The sequence below is a fragment of the Flavobacterium sp. genome, assembly GCF_028689845.1.
GTDB lineage: Bacteria > Bacteroidota > Bacteroidia > Flavobacteriales > Flavobacteriaceae > Flavobacterium.
In genome coordinates, this window is record NZ_JAQVCH010000007.1 from 43056 (window position 1) to 58637 (window position 15582).

Genomic DNA, 15582 nt, shown 5'->3' on the forward strand with positions numbered 1-15582 from the left:
TATGGAAGTTACAGGAAAAGTAAAAGTTGTTGGAGAAGTACAACAAGTAAGCCCAACATTTAAAAAAAGAGAACTAGTAGTTACTACAGAAGAGCAGTATCCACAAAGTATCATGGTTGAATTTGTACAAGATAAAACTGATTTATTGAATTCGGTTTCCGTTGGGGAAAACGTAAAAGTTTCAATAAATTTAGGAGGAAGAGAATGGGTAAATCCACAAGGGGAAACTAAATATTTTAATTCTATTAAAGGTTGGAGAATTGAGAAAATACAATCAGAAGCTCCTGCAGCAGCTCCAATGCCACCAATGCCAGCCGCTCAAGCTTTTGAGCCTGCCACAAACTTTAATGAAGAAGAGCATGATGATTTGCCTTTCTAATCAAAGTGTATAAAAAATATAAATCAGCAAACCAATCTAAAATTTATGTATAAATGTTAGATTGGTTTTTTTGATAATTACTTAATTCTATTTTCCTTTTTCTAAATCATGTATTTTCTCTCCAAAGAACTTTATTTCCCTCCTGTTAGTGAAGCTTCTATCGACGGTGTTCTTGCTGTTGGTGGCGATTTGAGTTCAGAGCGTTTACTTTTAGCTTATCGAAGCGGGATTTTTCCTTGGTTTGAAGAAGAAGAGCCTATTTTATGGTGGAGTCCGCCAGAGCGAATGGTAGTCGATCCACAGCTGTATAAAATTTCAAAAAGTTTGCGAAATATTCTGAATAGAAACCTTTTTAAAGTAACGTTTAACCAAGAATTTTCTACTATAATTAAATCGTGTCAGCTGTCACCGAGAAAAGACCAAAATGGCACTTGGATTACAGAAGCAATGGTTGAAGCCTATTTGCAGTTGCATGAAAAAGGCCATGCAAAATCAGTAGAAGTTTGGCAAAATGGCGAAATTGTTGGCGGCTTATACGGAATCGATTTAGGGAAGGTTTTTTGTGGCGAAAGCATGTTTTCAACGGTTTCAAATGCCAGTAAAGTTGCTTTTGTTTCGTTGATTCAAAAATTAAAAGAAGAAAATTACCATTTATTAGATTGTCAATTGCACAACAATCATTTGGAAAAATTAGGAGCATTTGAAATCTCAAGGAATTCGTACATGAAGATTTTAAAAAACAGTTTGTCTTCCTAAGAGTTACTTTCCGATTTTCCAGCTATATTCTTTAACGGATGGAATATAGGCTTTGTTTGCTTTTATTTTTAACTTGGTGAATACTTTTTCGTTATATTTAATTCCGATGGCATTGCCTGAAGTATATACTAAGTCGTCTTTAAAATTAATTTTAATCATTCCGTCTTGAAATTCAACATCAGAAACTCTATCAAGAAACCAAGTCGATTTCCATTGAAAGGCTAATTCATTTTAGGTTCATTCGCACACACTTTTTAGTTTCAATAGTTAAGAATTCTTCAATAGCCTAACTTTACACCTTTTTGTCGACAGCTGAAAATTACTGTCGTCTCCAACAGCTTGTCAAATGATCGTTAACCATACCGGTGGCCTGCATGTGAGCATACATGGTGGTTGGTCCAATAAATTTGAAGCCTCGTTTTTTTAATTCTTTGCTTATTTTTTCTGCTAATGGGGTATAAGCAGGAACTTGAACTAATTCAGTGAACTGATTTTCAATCGGTTTTCCATCTACAAAACTCCAGATATAGGTCGAAAAAGAGCCAAATTCTTCTTGGATTTTAATAAAAGCTTTTGCATTAGCAACAGCCGATTTAATTTTCAAGCTGTTTCGGATGATTCCGGCATCGTTCATTAATTCCTGAATTTCAAAGTCGCCAAACAGAGCAATTTGTTGGTAATCAAAATTTAAAAATGCCTTTCTGAAATTTTCTCTTTTTTTCAAAATTAAGTGCCAACTTACGCCGGCCTGAAAAGTTTCTAAAATTAAAAACTCAAATAATTTTTGGTCGTCAAATACAGGATTTCCCCATTCATTATCATGATAATGGCGATATAAATCATCTTTTTCAGACCAAGCACAGCGGTTTTTATTTTCCATCTTTTTTTGTTGAAAAGGTTTGTATGTATAAGTCTTCCACCTTTTTTCTAGCCCAATCTGTTTTTCGCAAAAAGGTCAAACTTGATTTAATGGATGGATTTTCTATAAAACATTTGATTTTAATTTTTTTTCCCAAAATTTCAAAACCAAATTTTTTTTCTAATTCGGTTAAAATTGCCAGCAAGGTTTTTCCATGAAGCGGATTGTTGTTTTCCATGCTCTAAAGGTATTAAAAAATGAAAAACCCCAATCGGAAAGATTGAGGTTTTTAAAATGTATCGTTTTTGAAACGAGTTCAGGATAAACTATCCTAAAGCTACTCTTTTAAATCCTGTAACGGTAAGGTTAGCATCAACAGATTTTACATAAGCAGTTACGCTCATTGAGCTGTCTTTAATATAATCTTGGTTTACTAAGGTGTTATCTTTAAAGAAACGACCTAATTTACCTTTTGCAATATTATCAATCATAGCTTCTGGTTTGCCTTCTTGACGAAGTAAATCTTTAGCAATTTCAATTTCTTTTTCGATGATAGCTTGATCTACGCCAGCCTCATTCAACGCAATTGGAGACATTGCCGCCGCTTGCATCGAAACGTTTCTAGCAGCTTCTTCAGCACCAGGAACGTTAGCAGAAAGTGAAGTTAACGTAGCAATTTTGTTGCCAGCGTGAATGTATGAACCAACGAAAGTGCCTTCTAATCTTTCAAAAGAAGCAATTTCAATTTTTTCTCCAATAACACCCGTTTGTTCGATTAATTTCTCTGCAACGGTCATTCCATCGAATGAAGCATTCATAAAATCTTCTTTGTTAGTATAATTTAGTGCTAAAGCAGCTAAATCTTGAGCTAATTTTACAAACGATTCGTTTTTACCAACGAAATCTGTTTCACAGTTTAACGAAATTACAACACCAGCTGTTTTTGCGTCATTTACTACGGCAATAACAGCACCTTCTGTTGAATCTCTATCGGCTCTATTTGCAGCTACTTTTTGACCTTTTTTTCTAAGGTTTTCGATAGCTAAATCAAAGTCACCATCCGCTTCTACTAAAGCTTTTTTGCAGTCCATCATTCCTGCACCGGTTACTTGTCTTAATTTATTTACGTCTGCAGCAGTAATTGTTGCCATTTTGTATTTATTTTTAAGTTTTTATTAATTAAAAAAAAATTCCAATATTCAAATTTCAAATTCCAATTTTAGTAAATCATTTTATAAAAAACGATTCTTTGGAACTTGGAATTTTCCTATTGGAATTTAAAAGGATTTATTCTTCTGAAGTTGTTTTAGCTTCTACTGCTACTACTTCTTCTACTGTATCTTCAACGGCCGTGTCACCATCTTTTTCAGAACCTCTTTCAGAAAGTCCTTCAATAATAGCACCCGTTACTAAAGATAAAATTTTGTCAATTGATTTAGAAGCATCATCATTGGCAGGGATTACATAGTCAACTTGACGTGGGTCAGAGTTGGTATCAACCATTGCGAAAACTGGAATGTTTAATTTTTGAGCTTCTTTTACTGCGATGTGTTCAGCTTTGATATCTACTATAAATAAGGCAGCAGGTAATCTAGACATATCAGCGATAGAACCTAAGTTCTTTTCTAGTTTAGCACGAAGACGATCTACTTGAAGTCTTTCTTTTTTAGAAAGTGTATTAAAAGTGCCATCTTTTTTCATTCTATCAATAGAAGCCATTTTTTTAACAGCTTTACGGATAGTAACGAAATTGGTAAGCATTCCACCAGGCCATCTTTCCGTGATGTACGGCATGTTCGCGGCAGCAGCTTTTTCGGCTACGATATCTTTTGCTTGTTTTTTGGTAGCTACAAAAAGTACTTTTCTACCAGAAGCTGCAATTTTTTTCAAGGCTTCGTTAGCCTCTTCAATTTTAGCAGCCGTTTTATATAGGTTAATGATATGAATACCATTACGTTCCATATAAATGTAAGGAGCCATGTTCGGGTCCCATTTACGAGTCATGTGTCCAAAATGAACGCCAGCCTCGAGTAAGTCTTTAACTTCAACTTTGTTTGCCATTTTTTTGTACTAGTTTACGTTCTGTTGATTAGCAATGATATAGTAGCGATTACTCTGGTCTTTATCATTTAGATGCTAAACTAATTTTTCGATCGAATCGAAATAATAACAACAATAACTTTTTTAATAATAATTTTGTAATTCGATTAACGTTTAGAGAATTGGAATCTCTTACGAGCTTTTTTCTGTCCAAATTTCTTACGTTCAACCATTCTTGGATCTCTTGTTAGTAATCCTTCTGGTTTTAAGATAGCTCTGTTTTCAGCTTCTACCTCACACATTGCTCTTGCAATTGCCATTCTCACAGCTTCTGCTTGGCCTGTTGAACCACCACCATGAACATTTACTTTTACGTCAAAGTTAGTCGCATTTTCTGTCATAGACATAGGTTGCATCACTTTGTACTGTAAAGTAGCCGTTGGAAAGTAGTTTTCAAATTCTCTTTTGTTTACGGTAATTTTTCCTGTTCCTTCAGAAACATAAACACGTGCCACAGCACATTTTCTTCTACCGATTTTGTGAATAACTCCCATTACTTTAGATCGTTTAAGTTAACGGTTTTTGGTTGTTGAGCCGCATTTTTGTGCTCAGAACCAACATTTACATTTAAATTTCGGAATAATTCGGCACCTAATTTGTTTTTAGGTAACATTCCTTTTACAGCCTTTTCCACTAATAATGCAGGGTTTTTTTGTTGCATTACTTTAGCAGTCAAGCTTCTTTGTCCACCTGGGTAACCTGTGTGACGGATGTACGTTTTGTCATCCAACTTGTTACCAGTCAGGTTGATTTTTTCTGCGTTGATAACGATTACGTTATCTCCACAATCAACGTGCGGGGTATAATTTGGTTTGTATTTACCTCTTAAAAGCATCGCTACTTTTGAAGCAAAACGACCTAAGTTATGACCCTCAGCATCTACAACAACCCACTGCTTATCTGCGGTAGCTTTGTTGGCTGAAACTGTCTTGTAGCTTAATGTGTTCACAATAATAATTTTTAATTAAACATTCCATCCCCAATAAAGGGGTTGCAAAAGTACAATTAATTATTATAAAAGCAAATAGGAGTTTAAGAATATTTTTTCAATCTTTTTTTTAACCCTATTTTTGAGCTAAATCTCATGGTGTAGGTCGGTTAAATCTTTTTTTTCGCACTGATTTTTTTTGTTTTTTGCTTAATTAACGACTATTTATTTCTATTCATCCTACATTTTTTGATGAGTTATCCTAAAAGTCTTTCTATTTCTATTCATTATTTTAGTATTTTTACGTTCAAAATTGGATAGGAATGAAACCAAAAGCGACTTTAAAACAAATTGCTAAAGATTTAGGGATTTCAGTATCAACTGTTTCTAAAGCGTTGAGCGATAGCCATGAAATTAGTGATCCCACTAAATTAAGGGTTCAAGAATATGCAAAGCTTCAAAATTATAAGCCAAATACGATGGCTAAAAATTTAAAAAATCAACGAACAAATACTATTGGAGTCATTATTCCGAATATTCTGAATCCTTTTTTTGCTAAGGTTTTTAGCGGAATTGAACAAGCGGCAAATAAGAAAGGATATAATGTGATTACTTATATCTCTAACGAATCGTTTCTAAAAGAAAAACAAGCGATGGACTTGTTGAGTAACGGAACGGTGGACGGCTTTATTCTATCAGTCGCAGAAGAAACGCAAAAGCTACATGAATTCTCGCATTTTAAAGAAATTCTAAGAGAAGGTTTGCCAATTGTAATGTTTGATCGTATTATGGAAGATGTGCTATGTGACAAAGTTGTGGTAGATGATTTTGAATCTTCTGTAGAAGCCGTAAACCACTTAATTCAATCGGGTTGTTCTAAAATTGCATTGCTATCGTGTATTGATAATTTGAGTGTTGGTAAGCACCGAGCCTTAGGCTATGAACGGGCCTTACAAGATCATGAAATTACTATTCGATCTAATTATGTAATTAAAACCGATAGTGAAAAAGATTTCGATTCTCGTTTAAAAAAACTGTTATCTACTGGAGAAATTGACGGCATTTTGGCTGTTGATGAACATGCTTCAACCATGGCGATGAAATTAGCAATTCAACTCGGAATTAAAATTCCAGAGGAATTATGTATTATTGGATTTGCCGACGGGGTTTGGTCTCGCCGATTAACTCCGAGTTTGTCAACGATTAGCCAACATGGACCTGAAATTGGGCACGAAGCAGCGAGGCTTTTAATAGATAAATTAGAAAACAAACAAGAAATACCAACGTATAAAACAACCGTAATTAAAACAGAGTTGCGTCAACGAGAATCTACTAGAAAGTGAAAGCTTATTCGATAATGCCACAGATGCCATCCACACAACCCACTGCTGTTGGCGGAACTGCCACTGCACAATCTGAAACAGCTCCAGTTTCTAAATTAAACTGATGTTGCATTTCGTTGTATTCTAAAACTTCGGCAGTAAGAAATTCCAAATCAACTGCATTCGAAAAAACTAAATATCCCCATGGTCCACCGCAGGGTTTAGAGCCAAAAGCAATAAAATTACATCCTATTTCTTCCTCACAAGGAAAAGTTGCGATATAAGCTTCAATTTCAGATTTTTTCAGATTTAAATCTTCAGGAGTAATTGTAGAAGGATTATCCTCTTCACATTGAAAACTTTGAAGCAATAAGACTAGGACGAAAAGTTTTATAAGATGTTTCATAATTGCTATTTTAATAAAGATGCAAAAAAACAATTTTGGTTGCTTTTCAATTCTATAATTCCAACTTAAAAATAATTTAATGTGCTTCTAGCCAATTTTTGCCCATCCCTAAATCGACGACCAAAGGAACATCCAATTTAAAAGCATTTTCCATTTCAAACTTAATCATCGGCTGAATCTTTTCTAATTCAGTATTATGAACATCAAAAACCAATTCATCATGTACTTGGAGAAGCATTTTAGACTTCCAATTTTCTGAGGTTAGTCGCTTGTGAATATTGATCATGGCAATTTTTATAATGTCGGCGGCACTTCCTTGAATAGGAGCATTGACCGCATTTCGTTCTGCCGCACCACGAACAACAGCATTGGCCGAATTAATATCTTTTAAATACCTTCTTCTGCCTAAAACAGTTTGCACATATCCATTTTCTCTTGCAAAATCAATTTGCTCTTGAATATAGGTTTTTAATCGCGGATAGGTTTTATAATAAGCTTCAATCAACTCAGCACTTTCTTTTCGAGTTAAGTCGGTTTGATTACTCAATCCAAAAGCAGAAACCCCATAAATTATTCCGAAGTTTACGGTTTTAGCATTACTCCGTTGCTCTTTGCTTACCTCTTCTAGTGGTACATTAAAAACATTGGAAGCAGTAGAACGGTGAATGTCTTCGCCATTTTGAAAGGCTTTTATCATATTTTCTTCGCCACTCAAAGCAGCAATGATACGTAATTCTATTTGTGAATAATCGGCAGCGACTAAGGTGTAATTTTCATCTCTAGCAACAAAAGCTTTTCTAATTTGTCGTCCTCTTTCAGTCCGAATGGGAATATTTTGTAAGTTTGGATTGTTGGAACTTAGCCTTCCCGTAGCTGCTACCGTTTGCATATAATCGGTATGCACTCGTTTAGTTTTAGAGTCAACTTGGTTTGGTAACGCTTCAACATACGTATTTTGCAACTTGACCAATTGTCTCCAATCAAGTATTTCTCTTACAATTGGATGTTCATTAGCTAAATAAGAAAGCACTTCTTCACCCGTTGCATACTGTCCTGTTTTGGTTTTCTTTTGTTTGGTTCCGCCAATTTTAAGTTTGTCAAATAAAATATCACCAAGTTGTTTGGGAGATGCTAAATTGAATTTTTCGCCTGCCGTTTCATAAATATTTTGTTCTAATTTTTTACTATCAGTATCTAAATCTTTTGATAGCGAATTTAGAAAAGCGACATCTAAATTGATGCCTTCCGCTTCCATATCGGCCAAAACTTGCACTAAGGGAATTTCAATTTCATCAAATAGTTTTTTGGTGCCTGTTTTATCTAAAATTGGACTAAAAGTTTCTTTTAACTGAAAAGTAACATCAGCATCTTCTGCAGCATATTCTTTACAAGTTTCCAACGGAACATCTCGCATGGATAATTGATTTTTTCCTTTTTTACCAATTAAACTGTCGATAGATTTTGGCGAATAACTTAAATATGTTTCTGATAAAACATCCATATTATGTCGCATATCGGGATTAATCAAATAATGAGCAATCATCGTATCGAATAGTTTTCCGCGGATTGTAATGTTATAATTTTTTAAAATTTTTATATCATATTTGATGTTTTGACCCACTTTTTCAATCGATTCGTTTTCAAAGAATGATCGAAATTTTTCAATTAAAAGTTGTGCTTCGTCTTGATTTTCGGGAAAAGGAACATAAAAACCCTTTCCTTTTTCATATGCAAAGGCAATTCCAACTAATTCCGCATGTAAAGCATTTAAACCAGTTGTTTCGGTGTCAAAACAAACAGAAGGTTGATTCATTAAATTTTGTAAAAGTAATTTTACAGGCAAATCACCTTGAATAAGTTGGTAAAAATGTTCTGTGTTTTCTAATGTGGCATAGGCAGAACTCGAACTCATTTCAGAAGTTTCCACATCTACAAAACCAAATAAATCAAATTGCTCTTCATTGGTTTTTTTTGTAGTTGGTTGCTTTTGAACTTGATTCTTAACATGATTGGTTTCATTGCCATTGCCATTAGTGTTTATTTCGTCATATTCATTGCCTGAGCCGAACCATTTGTCAAATTGGGCTTTCATTTGTCGGAATTCCAATTCATGAAAAATAGCATCTGTTTTTTCTACATCGGGTTTTGATAATTCAAAATCTGTTGCGTTAAACGTAACTGGACAGTCTAGTAGAATTGTGGCTAGTTTTTTGGATAATAAACCTTGTTCAGCATTGTCCTCTATCTTTTGTTTTATGGCTCCTTTGAGTTGGTCTGTATTCGCTAAAAGATTTTCCATAGAACCAAATTCTTTCAATAATTTCTTGGCCGTTACATCGCCAACACCAGGAAAACCTGGAATATTATCTACTGCATCGCCTTTCATTCCTAAAAAGTCAATCACTTGTTCAGGTCGCTCAATTTCAAATTTTTCGAGTACTTCTGGAATACCCCAAATTTCTATGCCATTTCCCATTCGAGCAGGTTTATACATAAAAATGTTTTCAGAAACTAATTGGGCAAAATCTTTGTCTGGCGTAACCATAAAAACTTTAAACCCTTCTTTTTCTGCTTGTTTAGCTAAGGTTCCAATTAAATCATCGGCTTCAAAACCTGCTTTTTCCATAATTGGAATATGCATCGCTTTTAGTAATTCTTGAATATAAGGAACAGCAATTTTAATAGCTTCTGGCGTTTCGTCGCGATTCGCTTTATACGTTGGAAATAGTTCATTTCTAAAATCACTTCCGCCTTTGTCAAAAGCAACTGCTAAATGATCGGGTTTTTCCCTTTTAATAACATCCATAAGGGCATTCATAAAGCCCATTATGGCAGAAGTGTCCATTCCTTTAGAATTAATTCTTGGGTTTTTGATAAAGGCATAATAACCTCTAAAAATTAAAGCATAAGCATCGAGAAGGAAAAGGCGTTTTTGCATGAAATGTAAAAATTGGTTTATTTTTCAAATTTACAAATAAACTAAACAGCTTATATTTATTTTTTTAAAAACAAAAAAACCATTTTACAAACTGAAAGGCTTGGTTTGCAAATTTCGGTTTACTACTACGCTTTTAATTTCTTTTATTTGTTTTCCCAAAAGCACTTAAAATGAAAAACATAGACATTAAAATAAAATGGTTATTCTTTGCCATATTACTCACCATTACATTAAATGCTATTAATTTAATTTATGCATTACAGTTGAATTAATGTAATGTTTTGATTTTGAGTATTCTTTATTTACGGTTGATTGGAATCTTCCTCTAGAAAACAACCGTTAAATTTTTAATAAATAGCAAATTATCTTTTTTAGATGTTGTTATTTTGTATAAAAAATTGATGTTTATTCGTTTACTACTTTTATTAGCCTTTATTGCTTTCATAGAATTTTATGCTTTTCAAGCCATAAGAACGATTTCTCGTCATAAATGGGTTCACTATTCCTATATTATTTTAAGTGCAATAGTTGTTGTCTATATTATATATTCCTTTACAAAATTTGATAGAAGAGTAGGGCAAACACATGAAACTTTATTTACCATGGGTTTGTTGTTAATTACTTTAATGCCAAAAATCATTTTAACCTTAGTACTCTTTGGAGAAGATTTTTATCGAATAATTTCGGGGTCAATCACTCATTTTTTTGGAGTAAATGAGAAAGTTGGATTTTTGCCTGAACGAAGAAAATTTGTGAGTCAAGTAGCAATTGGTATTGCTGCAGTTCCTTTTTTGTCGCTTTTGTATGGAATGACAAAAGGAAAATACAATTTTAAAGTAATCAAGCAAACCTTGTTTTTTTCTGATTTACCTGCTAGTTTTGATGGAACCACCATTACTCATATTTCAGATATTCATTCGGGAAGTTTTGATGATGCCGAAAAAATAAAATATGCAGTTGATTTAATTAATGAGCAAAAATCAGACATTATTCTTTTTACAGGCGACATTGTCAATACACATGCTACCGAGATGCATCCTTGGATTGAAACCTTTAAAGGGATTGAGAAACCAAAATTCGGTAAATATTCAGTGCTTGGAAATCATGACTATGGCGAATACATCGATTGGCCTTCGCAAAAAGAGAAAGCAGCTAATTTTGAAGCGATAAAAGCGTTACACAGTCAAATTGATTTTCAATTATTGTTAAATGAAAATGTAAAAATTAAAAATAATGAAGAAACAATCGCTCTTGTTGGTGTTGAAAATTGGGGGCACAATTTTAAAAAAGCAGGCGATTTAAATAAAGCAGGACAAGGATTAAGTCCGCAGGATTTCAAAATTTTAATGACGCACGACCCGAGTCATTGGGAATATGAAGTGAAAAATGATGAGAAAAACTATCATTTAACACTTTCTGGTCATACACATGGGTTACAATTTGGAATAGAAATCCCTGGAATTATAAAATGGAGCCCAGTGCAATATGTCTACAAGCAATGGGCTGGATTATATGAAAACTTGGGCCGCTATGTTTATGTAAACCGAGGTTTTGGCTTCCACGCCTATCCTGGACGAGTAGGTATTTGGCCAGAAATTACAGTTATTGAACTAAAAAAAGGAGAAAAAGTAGCGTAATTCGTTAAAAATGCTACATTTGTATAATATTTATTTAAGATAGGTTAAATTTCAATATAATATTTGTCAATTTATGTCAAAATTTGGAGAACTTATTAATGCACACGTCCCTGTATTAATTGATTTTTATACGGAGTGGAATGAATCCTCAGTTGCGATGCATCCCGTTATTAAAAATGTTGCTGCCGCTTTAGGAGATAAAGCGAAAGTAATTAAAATTGATGTGGATAAAAACCAAGAATTAGCAGAAGCGTTGCGAATCAAAACACTACCAACCCTAATGATTTATAAAGAAGGGCAAATGGTTTGGAGGCAATCTGGCGAATTGGATGCGGTCACGATTATCAACTTAGTGGAAGAACAAGTTTAATCGATTACATTCATTTTGTATCCTTTTTCAGCTAGAAAAGCTAGCGTTTTTGGTAAACAATACTCTAAATTTGGAAATGCTTTAACACTATCATGAAACACGATGAGGCTTCCTGGTTCAAGGTTGTCTAGTACGTTTTGTAGGCATTTTTCTTTTGAAACGCTCGTGTCATAATCTTTACTCAAAACATCCCACATCATTATTCGAAAACCTTTTTTTCTCAAAAGCGTTGCTTGAGAGGGTTTTATTTTTCCATACGGCGGTCTAAACAGCAATGATTCAAGCGAGTTGATGGCTGTTTTTCGAATGATTTTATCACACGCATCAACTTCATTTAGGTAGGTTATGGTTGAGGTCTTCCAACCTTTTACATGATTAAACGTGTGGTTTCCGATAGCGTGACCATTTGCTAGGATACGATTAAAAATAGAGGGATATTTTTCAATATTGTTTCCTATGCAAAAAAAAGTAGCCTTTGCTTGATGTTGCTGAAGTTGATTTAAAACCCAATCTGTAATTTCGGGTGTTGGGCCATCATCAAAAGTAAGGTAAACTATTTTTTCGCGTGTTGGAATTCGCCAAACATAGTTTGAAAAAATAGTTTTTATAAGCCAATTCGTTTTTATCCAAAGAGCACTCATGGTCTATTTGTAAAAAGAGCCATCGAAATGGTTCTTGTTTTTATTCGTTTTTTCGATTAAATCGTTCGAAGCGTTGGTTGTAATTATTGAACGTTTTTTTGTTTTTTTCATAGAAATCAACATCTTCTTTTTCCTTCATTACTAGCAACAAGGAGCGATAACGTTCTATATTCGTTACAATATCAACAATTCGATCATTTTGTTCAGAGGCTTTTGTTCCGCTGTGATAATTTAAATTGTCTTGATATTTCAACATTAATTTTTGTAATAAAGCCCTCGCTTTTTCTTTTTCTCCTACATCATAATATCCAGCGGCAAAAGGTTCGACCATGGTGTAGTAACCATAGTAATCAATAGGCATTTTATCTATGGCTAATTGAATTACTTCTTTTGCCTTAGCTATTTTTCCTTCTAAAATTAATTGTTGCATCAATCGCGATAAGTTAGTGCGATACGTTATGCTATTTCGTCGGGTTTCTACATCATGATAAATATCGGTGCGATCGCCATTGCCCCAATCCCATTTCATCACGATATCATACATTTTATCCGTATCAATTTGACCCATATCAAAAGGAGTGTCTTCGTTTACTTTAGTTTTAACAGGAACTAATTTATAAACCATACCATCCAATTGAAGGTAATCTTTCATCCATAAATAATCTTCATCAGTAAAGCTTCCACCTGTAAAATAAATTGGTCTTTCCCAATTATTATTTGTAATCACATCAAACATCATGATTCGAGCTTTATAAATGGCCCGGTCTTTAATGTCTACATCAATAAAAGGAACGATTGAATCATAATATTTTTCTGCTACAACCTTATTTTTGATAATTACATTTTTATCAATTGGAATTCGAATTTTATTTGTTGGAAAAAAATGAACGCTTTGACCACTTTGCATTTCCAGCATCGTATTTGGATCATCACTTTTTATGAAATCTAAAAAGCTTTTAATGTCCCATCGGTTTTGTGTAATCTCATTATAAACACAATAATCCAATTTGTCTCCCACATAATGGCTCCGGTCAAAAGAAATAGGGAGCGGTTCTGAATCATACGCTTTTGCCTTCATTTGGTCGATGTGCCAATCGGTCATAAATAATTGAGTGTTAACCACGCGAACGTCACGACGGATGCCTTCAATTTCTTGAGCATACCATAACGGAAACGTATCATTATCACCAATAGTAAATAAAATAGCATTGGGCTCACACGATTCTAAGTAGCCTTTTGCGTTAGACAAAGCGGTGTATTTATTAGAACGATCGTGATCATCCCAATTTTGAGACGCCAATAAAACGGGTGCGGCTAATAGCGTAACCACAAATACTATAGGTAAAGCAATTTTTGGTTGAATCCATTTTCTCAGAAAATCAAAAATGGCAAACACGCCAATTCCAATCCAAATGGCAAAAACATAAAATGAACCCACTAAAGCATAATCGCGTTCGCGAGGTTCAAAAGGACGTTCATTTAAGTAGATTTTTAAGGCAATTCCTGTAAATAAAAACAAAACCAAAAGCACATAAAAACTTTTAACATCGCGTTTAGCATGAAAGAGAATACCAATAATTCCTAATATAAAAGGTAAAAAGAAATACGTATTTCTACCTTTATTATTCTGCACATCTTGCGGAAGATTTTGTTGCGACCCTAAAAACAGTTCATCGATAAAAGTTATACCGCTCAACCAATTTCCTTCATTGTCATATTTTCCTTGGATATCGCTTTGACGACCCACAAAATTCCAAAGTAGATAACGCACATACATGTAGCCAAACTGAAATTGAACCATGAAACTGATGTTGTCCGCTGTGGTGGGTTTGTCAACAATTAAATAATTTCCGTAAGATTTTAAAAAAGAAATATAATCTTCGTTATCTAATCGGCCTGAATTGTAAGCTTTTCTAAATTGAGAAACTACGTCGACCAATTCTTCTTCATGAGCATAATCTGGATTAATTTTGAAATCAAGAATAGAAGTAAACTCCATATAATTTTGGGCATTATCACCACTCCACATTCGAGGCAAAATCGCTTTATGGTCATTGTGACTATTTTGAGTCGCGTTGATATAATTATTTGTAATTACATATTTACCTAATTTATAATCTCGTTCATAGTTAGGTGCTTTGTCTAAATACGGTTCGTCTGGATCTAAACCAGCAAACATGTCTGAGAATTGTGGGCCATAAAACAAAGGGTTTTGCGGATATTGTTCCCGGTTATAATAAGCCAACACTTCACGAGCATCAGAGGGCCTATTTTCATTAATAACAACATTGGCATTTGCACGTATTGGTAACATCATCCACGTTGAAAAACCGATAAAAACAAAAAGAATGCCTAGCAAAATCGTGTTAAATTGAGGCAATGCTTTTTTCTTGGTATATTTTAAACCAAAATAGAAAAATGCAATTAATACAAGAGCGGTAAAAATCGTCCCTGAATCAAAAGGCATTCCTAGACTGTTGACCATGAATACTTCTGTTTTTCCAAACAATGCCATCGTTAAAGGCAATAATAATTTGAAAATAAATAAAAGGATAGCGACTACGACTACATTGGCAAGAATGAAGCTCTTTATTGTAATGGTTTTATAATTTTTAAAGAAGTATAATAATCCAATAGAAGGAATGGTTAATAACGCCATAAAGTGAACACCAAAAGAAAGCCCAACCACTAGACAGATTAGCAAGAGCCATTTATTTCCGCGAGGCGTGTGCATTTCTTGTTCCCATCGTAATCCAAGCCAAAAAAGCAAAGCAATAAATAAACTGGCCATGGCGTATACCTCTGCTTCAACGGCATTATACCAGAAGCTGTCGGTAAAAGTAAAAGCCAATGCACCAATGAAGGAAGTTGCTAAGATGGCTATTTCTTCAATAACGGAAATCTCTTTTACAGCAAAAAGCACTTTTTTTAATAAAATGGTAGAAGACCAAAATAAAAACAAAATAGTAAAAGCACTAGAAAAAACGGACATCATATTGACCATTAGAGCCACTTTAGAAGCATCTGGTGCAAATAGTGCAAAAAATGCACCCATCATTTGAAATAATGGAGCTCCAGGAGGGTGGCCAACTTGCAACTTTGCAGAAGTAGCAATGTATTCTCCACAATCCCAGAAGCTTAGAGTAGGTTCAACGGTTAAGGTAAAAGTAATTAAAGCAATGGTAAAAACGATCCATCCTGTAATAGTATTCCATTTTTTGAAATCAAATGTCCTCATTTACGAAA

16 protein-coding genes are annotated in these 15582 nt (G+C 34.0%); 5 read left to right on the top strand and 11 right to left on the bottom strand.

Going from position 1 to position 15582, the window contains the following annotated elements; translation table 11 throughout:
- Position 1: 1 nt before the first annotated feature.
- Both PHR76_RS04450 and aat read left to right on the top strand, forming a co-directional pair.
- A complete protein-coding gene (locus PHR76_RS04450; protein ID WP_300058978.1) occupies positions 2-379 on the top strand; it encodes a DUF3127 domain-containing protein in 378 nt (125 codons plus the stop codon).
- A gap of 108 nt (positions 380-487) precedes the next feature.
- Positions 488-1135: a leucyl/phenylalanyl-tRNA--protein transferase gene (aat, locus tag PHR76_RS04455; protein WP_300058980.1), complete on the top strand. Its 648-nt coding sequence runs from the start codon at positions 488-490 to the stop codon at positions 1133-1135.
- Between the two features lie 3 nt (positions 1136-1138).
- Here aat and PHR76_RS04460 read toward each other — a convergent pair whose 3' ends face one another.
- From PHR76_RS04460 to rplM, 7 genes are all read right to left on the bottom strand, one after another.
- Positions 1139-1294 (bottom strand): hypothetical protein, encoded by a 156-nt coding sequence (locus tag PHR76_RS04460; protein ID WP_300058982.1) that lies wholly within the window; start codon positions 1292-1294, stop codon positions 1139-1141.
- A gap of 160 nt (positions 1295-1454) precedes the next feature.
- Complete coding sequence (locus PHR76_RS04465) at positions 1455-2015, bottom strand: DNA-3-methyladenine glycosylase I (protein ID WP_300058984.1); 561 nt, start codon at positions 2013-2015, stop codon at positions 1455-1457.
- Complete coding sequence (locus tag PHR76_RS04470) at positions 2005-2232, bottom strand: VF530 family protein (protein ID WP_300058986.1); 228 nt, start codon at positions 2230-2232, stop codon at positions 2005-2007. Before PHR76_RS04470 ends, PHR76_RS04465 begins: the two co-directional genes overlap by 11 nt.
- Before the next feature lie 88 nt (positions 2233-2320).
- Positions 2321-3145 carry a translation elongation factor Ts gene (gene tsf, locus PHR76_RS04475; protein ID WP_300058988.1) on the bottom strand — a complete coding sequence of 275 codons (825 nt, stop codon included), beginning with the start codon at positions 3143-3145 and terminating at the stop codon, positions 2321-2323.
- A 136-nt stretch (positions 3146-3281) separates the two neighbouring features.
- A complete protein-coding gene (gene rpsB / locus PHR76_RS04480) occupies positions 3282-4055 on the bottom strand; it encodes a 30S ribosomal protein S2 (protein ID WP_300058990.1) in 774 nt (257 codons plus the stop codon).
- Between the two features lie 146 nt (positions 4056-4201).
- On the bottom strand, positions 4202-4588 hold the full coding sequence (gene rpsI / locus PHR76_RS04485) for a 30S ribosomal protein S9 (protein WP_188361125.1): 387 nt from the start codon (positions 4586-4588) through the stop codon (positions 4202-4204).
- Positions 4588-5043 carry a 50S ribosomal protein L13 gene (gene rplM / locus PHR76_RS04490; protein WP_300058993.1) on the bottom strand — a complete coding sequence of 152 codons (456 nt, stop codon included), beginning with the start codon at positions 5041-5043 and terminating at the stop codon, positions 4588-4590. The genes rpsI and rplM overlap by 1 nt, the downstream gene beginning before the upstream one ends.
- A 302-nt stretch (positions 5044-5345) precedes the next feature.
- Between rplM and PHR76_RS04495 the strand changes: the two genes are divergently transcribed.
- Entirely contained in the window at positions 5346-6365 is a 1020-nt protein-coding gene (locus PHR76_RS04495; protein ID WP_300058995.1) for a LacI family DNA-binding transcriptional regulator, read from the top strand.
- A gap of 4 nt (positions 6366-6369) precedes the next feature.
- Here PHR76_RS04495 and PHR76_RS04500 read toward each other — a convergent pair whose 3' ends face one another.
- Both PHR76_RS04500 and polA read right to left on the bottom strand, forming a co-directional pair.
- Positions 6370-6750 (bottom strand): hypothetical protein, encoded by a 381-nt coding sequence (locus PHR76_RS04500; protein ID WP_300058997.1) that lies wholly within the window; start codon positions 6748-6750, stop codon positions 6370-6372.
- 76 nt (positions 6751-6826) lie between these two features.
- Positions 6827-9688: a DNA polymerase I gene (gene polA / locus PHR76_RS04505; RefSeq protein WP_300058998.1), complete on the bottom strand. Its 2862-nt coding sequence runs from the start codon at positions 9686-9688 to the stop codon at positions 6827-6829.
- 401 nt (positions 9689-10089) lie between these two features.
- Here polA and PHR76_RS04510 point away from each other — a divergent pair, with 401 nt between their 5' ends.
- Positions 10090-11325: a metallophosphoesterase gene (locus tag PHR76_RS04510; RefSeq protein WP_300059000.1), complete on the top strand. Its 1236-nt coding sequence runs from the start codon at positions 10090-10092 to the stop codon at positions 11323-11325.
- A gap of 73 nt (positions 11326-11398) precedes the next feature.
- Complete coding sequence (locus tag PHR76_RS04515; RefSeq protein WP_300059002.1) at positions 11399-11695, top strand: thioredoxin family protein; 297 nt, start codon at positions 11399-11401, stop codon at positions 11693-11695.
- Here PHR76_RS04515 and PHR76_RS04520 read toward each other — a convergent pair.
- Together PHR76_RS04520 and PHR76_RS04525 are read right to left on the bottom strand one after the other, a co-directional pair.
- On the bottom strand, positions 11692-12336 hold the full coding sequence (locus PHR76_RS04520; protein WP_300059004.1) for a polysaccharide deacetylase family protein: 645 nt from the start codon (positions 12334-12336) through the stop codon (positions 11692-11694). The genes PHR76_RS04515 and PHR76_RS04520 overlap by 4 nt on opposite strands.
- A gap of 40 nt (positions 12337-12376) precedes the next feature.
- A complete protein-coding gene (locus PHR76_RS04525; RefSeq protein ID WP_300059006.1) occupies positions 12377-15574 on the bottom strand; it encodes a DUF2723 domain-containing protein in 3198 nt (1065 codons plus the stop codon).
- Positions 15575-15582: the final 8 nt, after the last annotated feature.

What these genes read in the sequence shown, in the direction of transcription:
- PHR76_RS04470 (WP_300058986.1), bottom strand. Translation starts at nt 2,232, where the DNA reads ATGGAAAACAACAATCCGCTTCATGGAAAAACCTTGCTGGCAATTTTA.
- PHR76_RS04510 (WP_300059000.1), top strand. Translation starts at nt 10,090, where the DNA reads ATGTTTATTCGTTTACTACTTTTATTAGCCTTTATTGCTTTCATAGAA.
- tsf (WP_300058988.1), bottom strand. Translation starts at nt 3,145, where the DNA reads ATGGCAACAATTACTGCTGCAGACGTAAATAAATTAAGACAAGTAACC.
- PHR76_RS04450 (WP_300058978.1), top strand. Translation starts at nt 2, where the DNA reads ATGGAAGTTACAGGAAAAGTAAAAGTTGTTGGAGAAGTACAACAAGTA.
- PHR76_RS04495 (WP_300058995.1), top strand. Translation starts at nt 5,346, where the DNA reads ATGAAACCAAAAGCGACTTTAAAACAAATTGCTAAAGATTTAGGGATT.
- aat (WP_300058980.1), top strand. Translation starts at nt 488, where the DNA reads ATGTATTTTCTCTCCAAAGAACTTTATTTCCCTCCTGTTAGTGAAGCT.
- PHR76_RS04520 (WP_300059004.1), bottom strand. Translation starts at nt 12,336, where the DNA reads ATGAGTGCTCTTTGGATAAAAACGAATTGGCTTATAAAAACTATTTTT.
- PHR76_RS04460 (WP_300058982.1), bottom strand. Translation starts at nt 1,294, where the DNA reads ATGATTAAAATTAATTTTAAAGACGACTTAGTATATACTTCAGGCAAT.
- PHR76_RS04515 (WP_300059002.1), top strand. Translation starts at nt 11,399, where the DNA reads ATGTCAAAATTTGGAGAACTTATTAATGCACACGTCCCTGTATTAATT.
- PHR76_RS04500 (WP_300058997.1), bottom strand. Translation starts at nt 6,750, where the DNA reads ATGAAACATCTTATAAAACTTTTCGTCCTAGTCTTATTGCTTCAAAGT.
- rpsB (WP_300058990.1), bottom strand. Translation starts at nt 4,055, where the DNA reads ATGGCAAACAAAGTTGAAGTTAAAGACTTACTCGAGGCTGGCGTTCAT.
- polA (WP_300058998.1), bottom strand. Translation starts at nt 9,688, where the DNA reads ATGCAAAAACGCCTTTTCCTTCTCGATGCTTATGCTTTAATTTTTAGA.
- rpsI (WP_188361125.1), bottom strand. Translation starts at nt 4,588, where the DNA reads ATGGGAGTTATTCACAAAATCGGTAGAAGAAAATGTGCTGTGGCACGT.
- PHR76_RS04525 (WP_300059006.1), bottom strand. Translation starts at nt 15,574, where the DNA reads ATGAGGACATTTGATTTCAAAAAATGGAATACTATTACAGGATGGATC.
- PHR76_RS04465 (WP_300058984.1), bottom strand. Translation starts at nt 2,015, where the DNA reads ATGGAAAATAAAAACCGCTGTGCTTGGTCTGAAAAAGATGATTTATAT.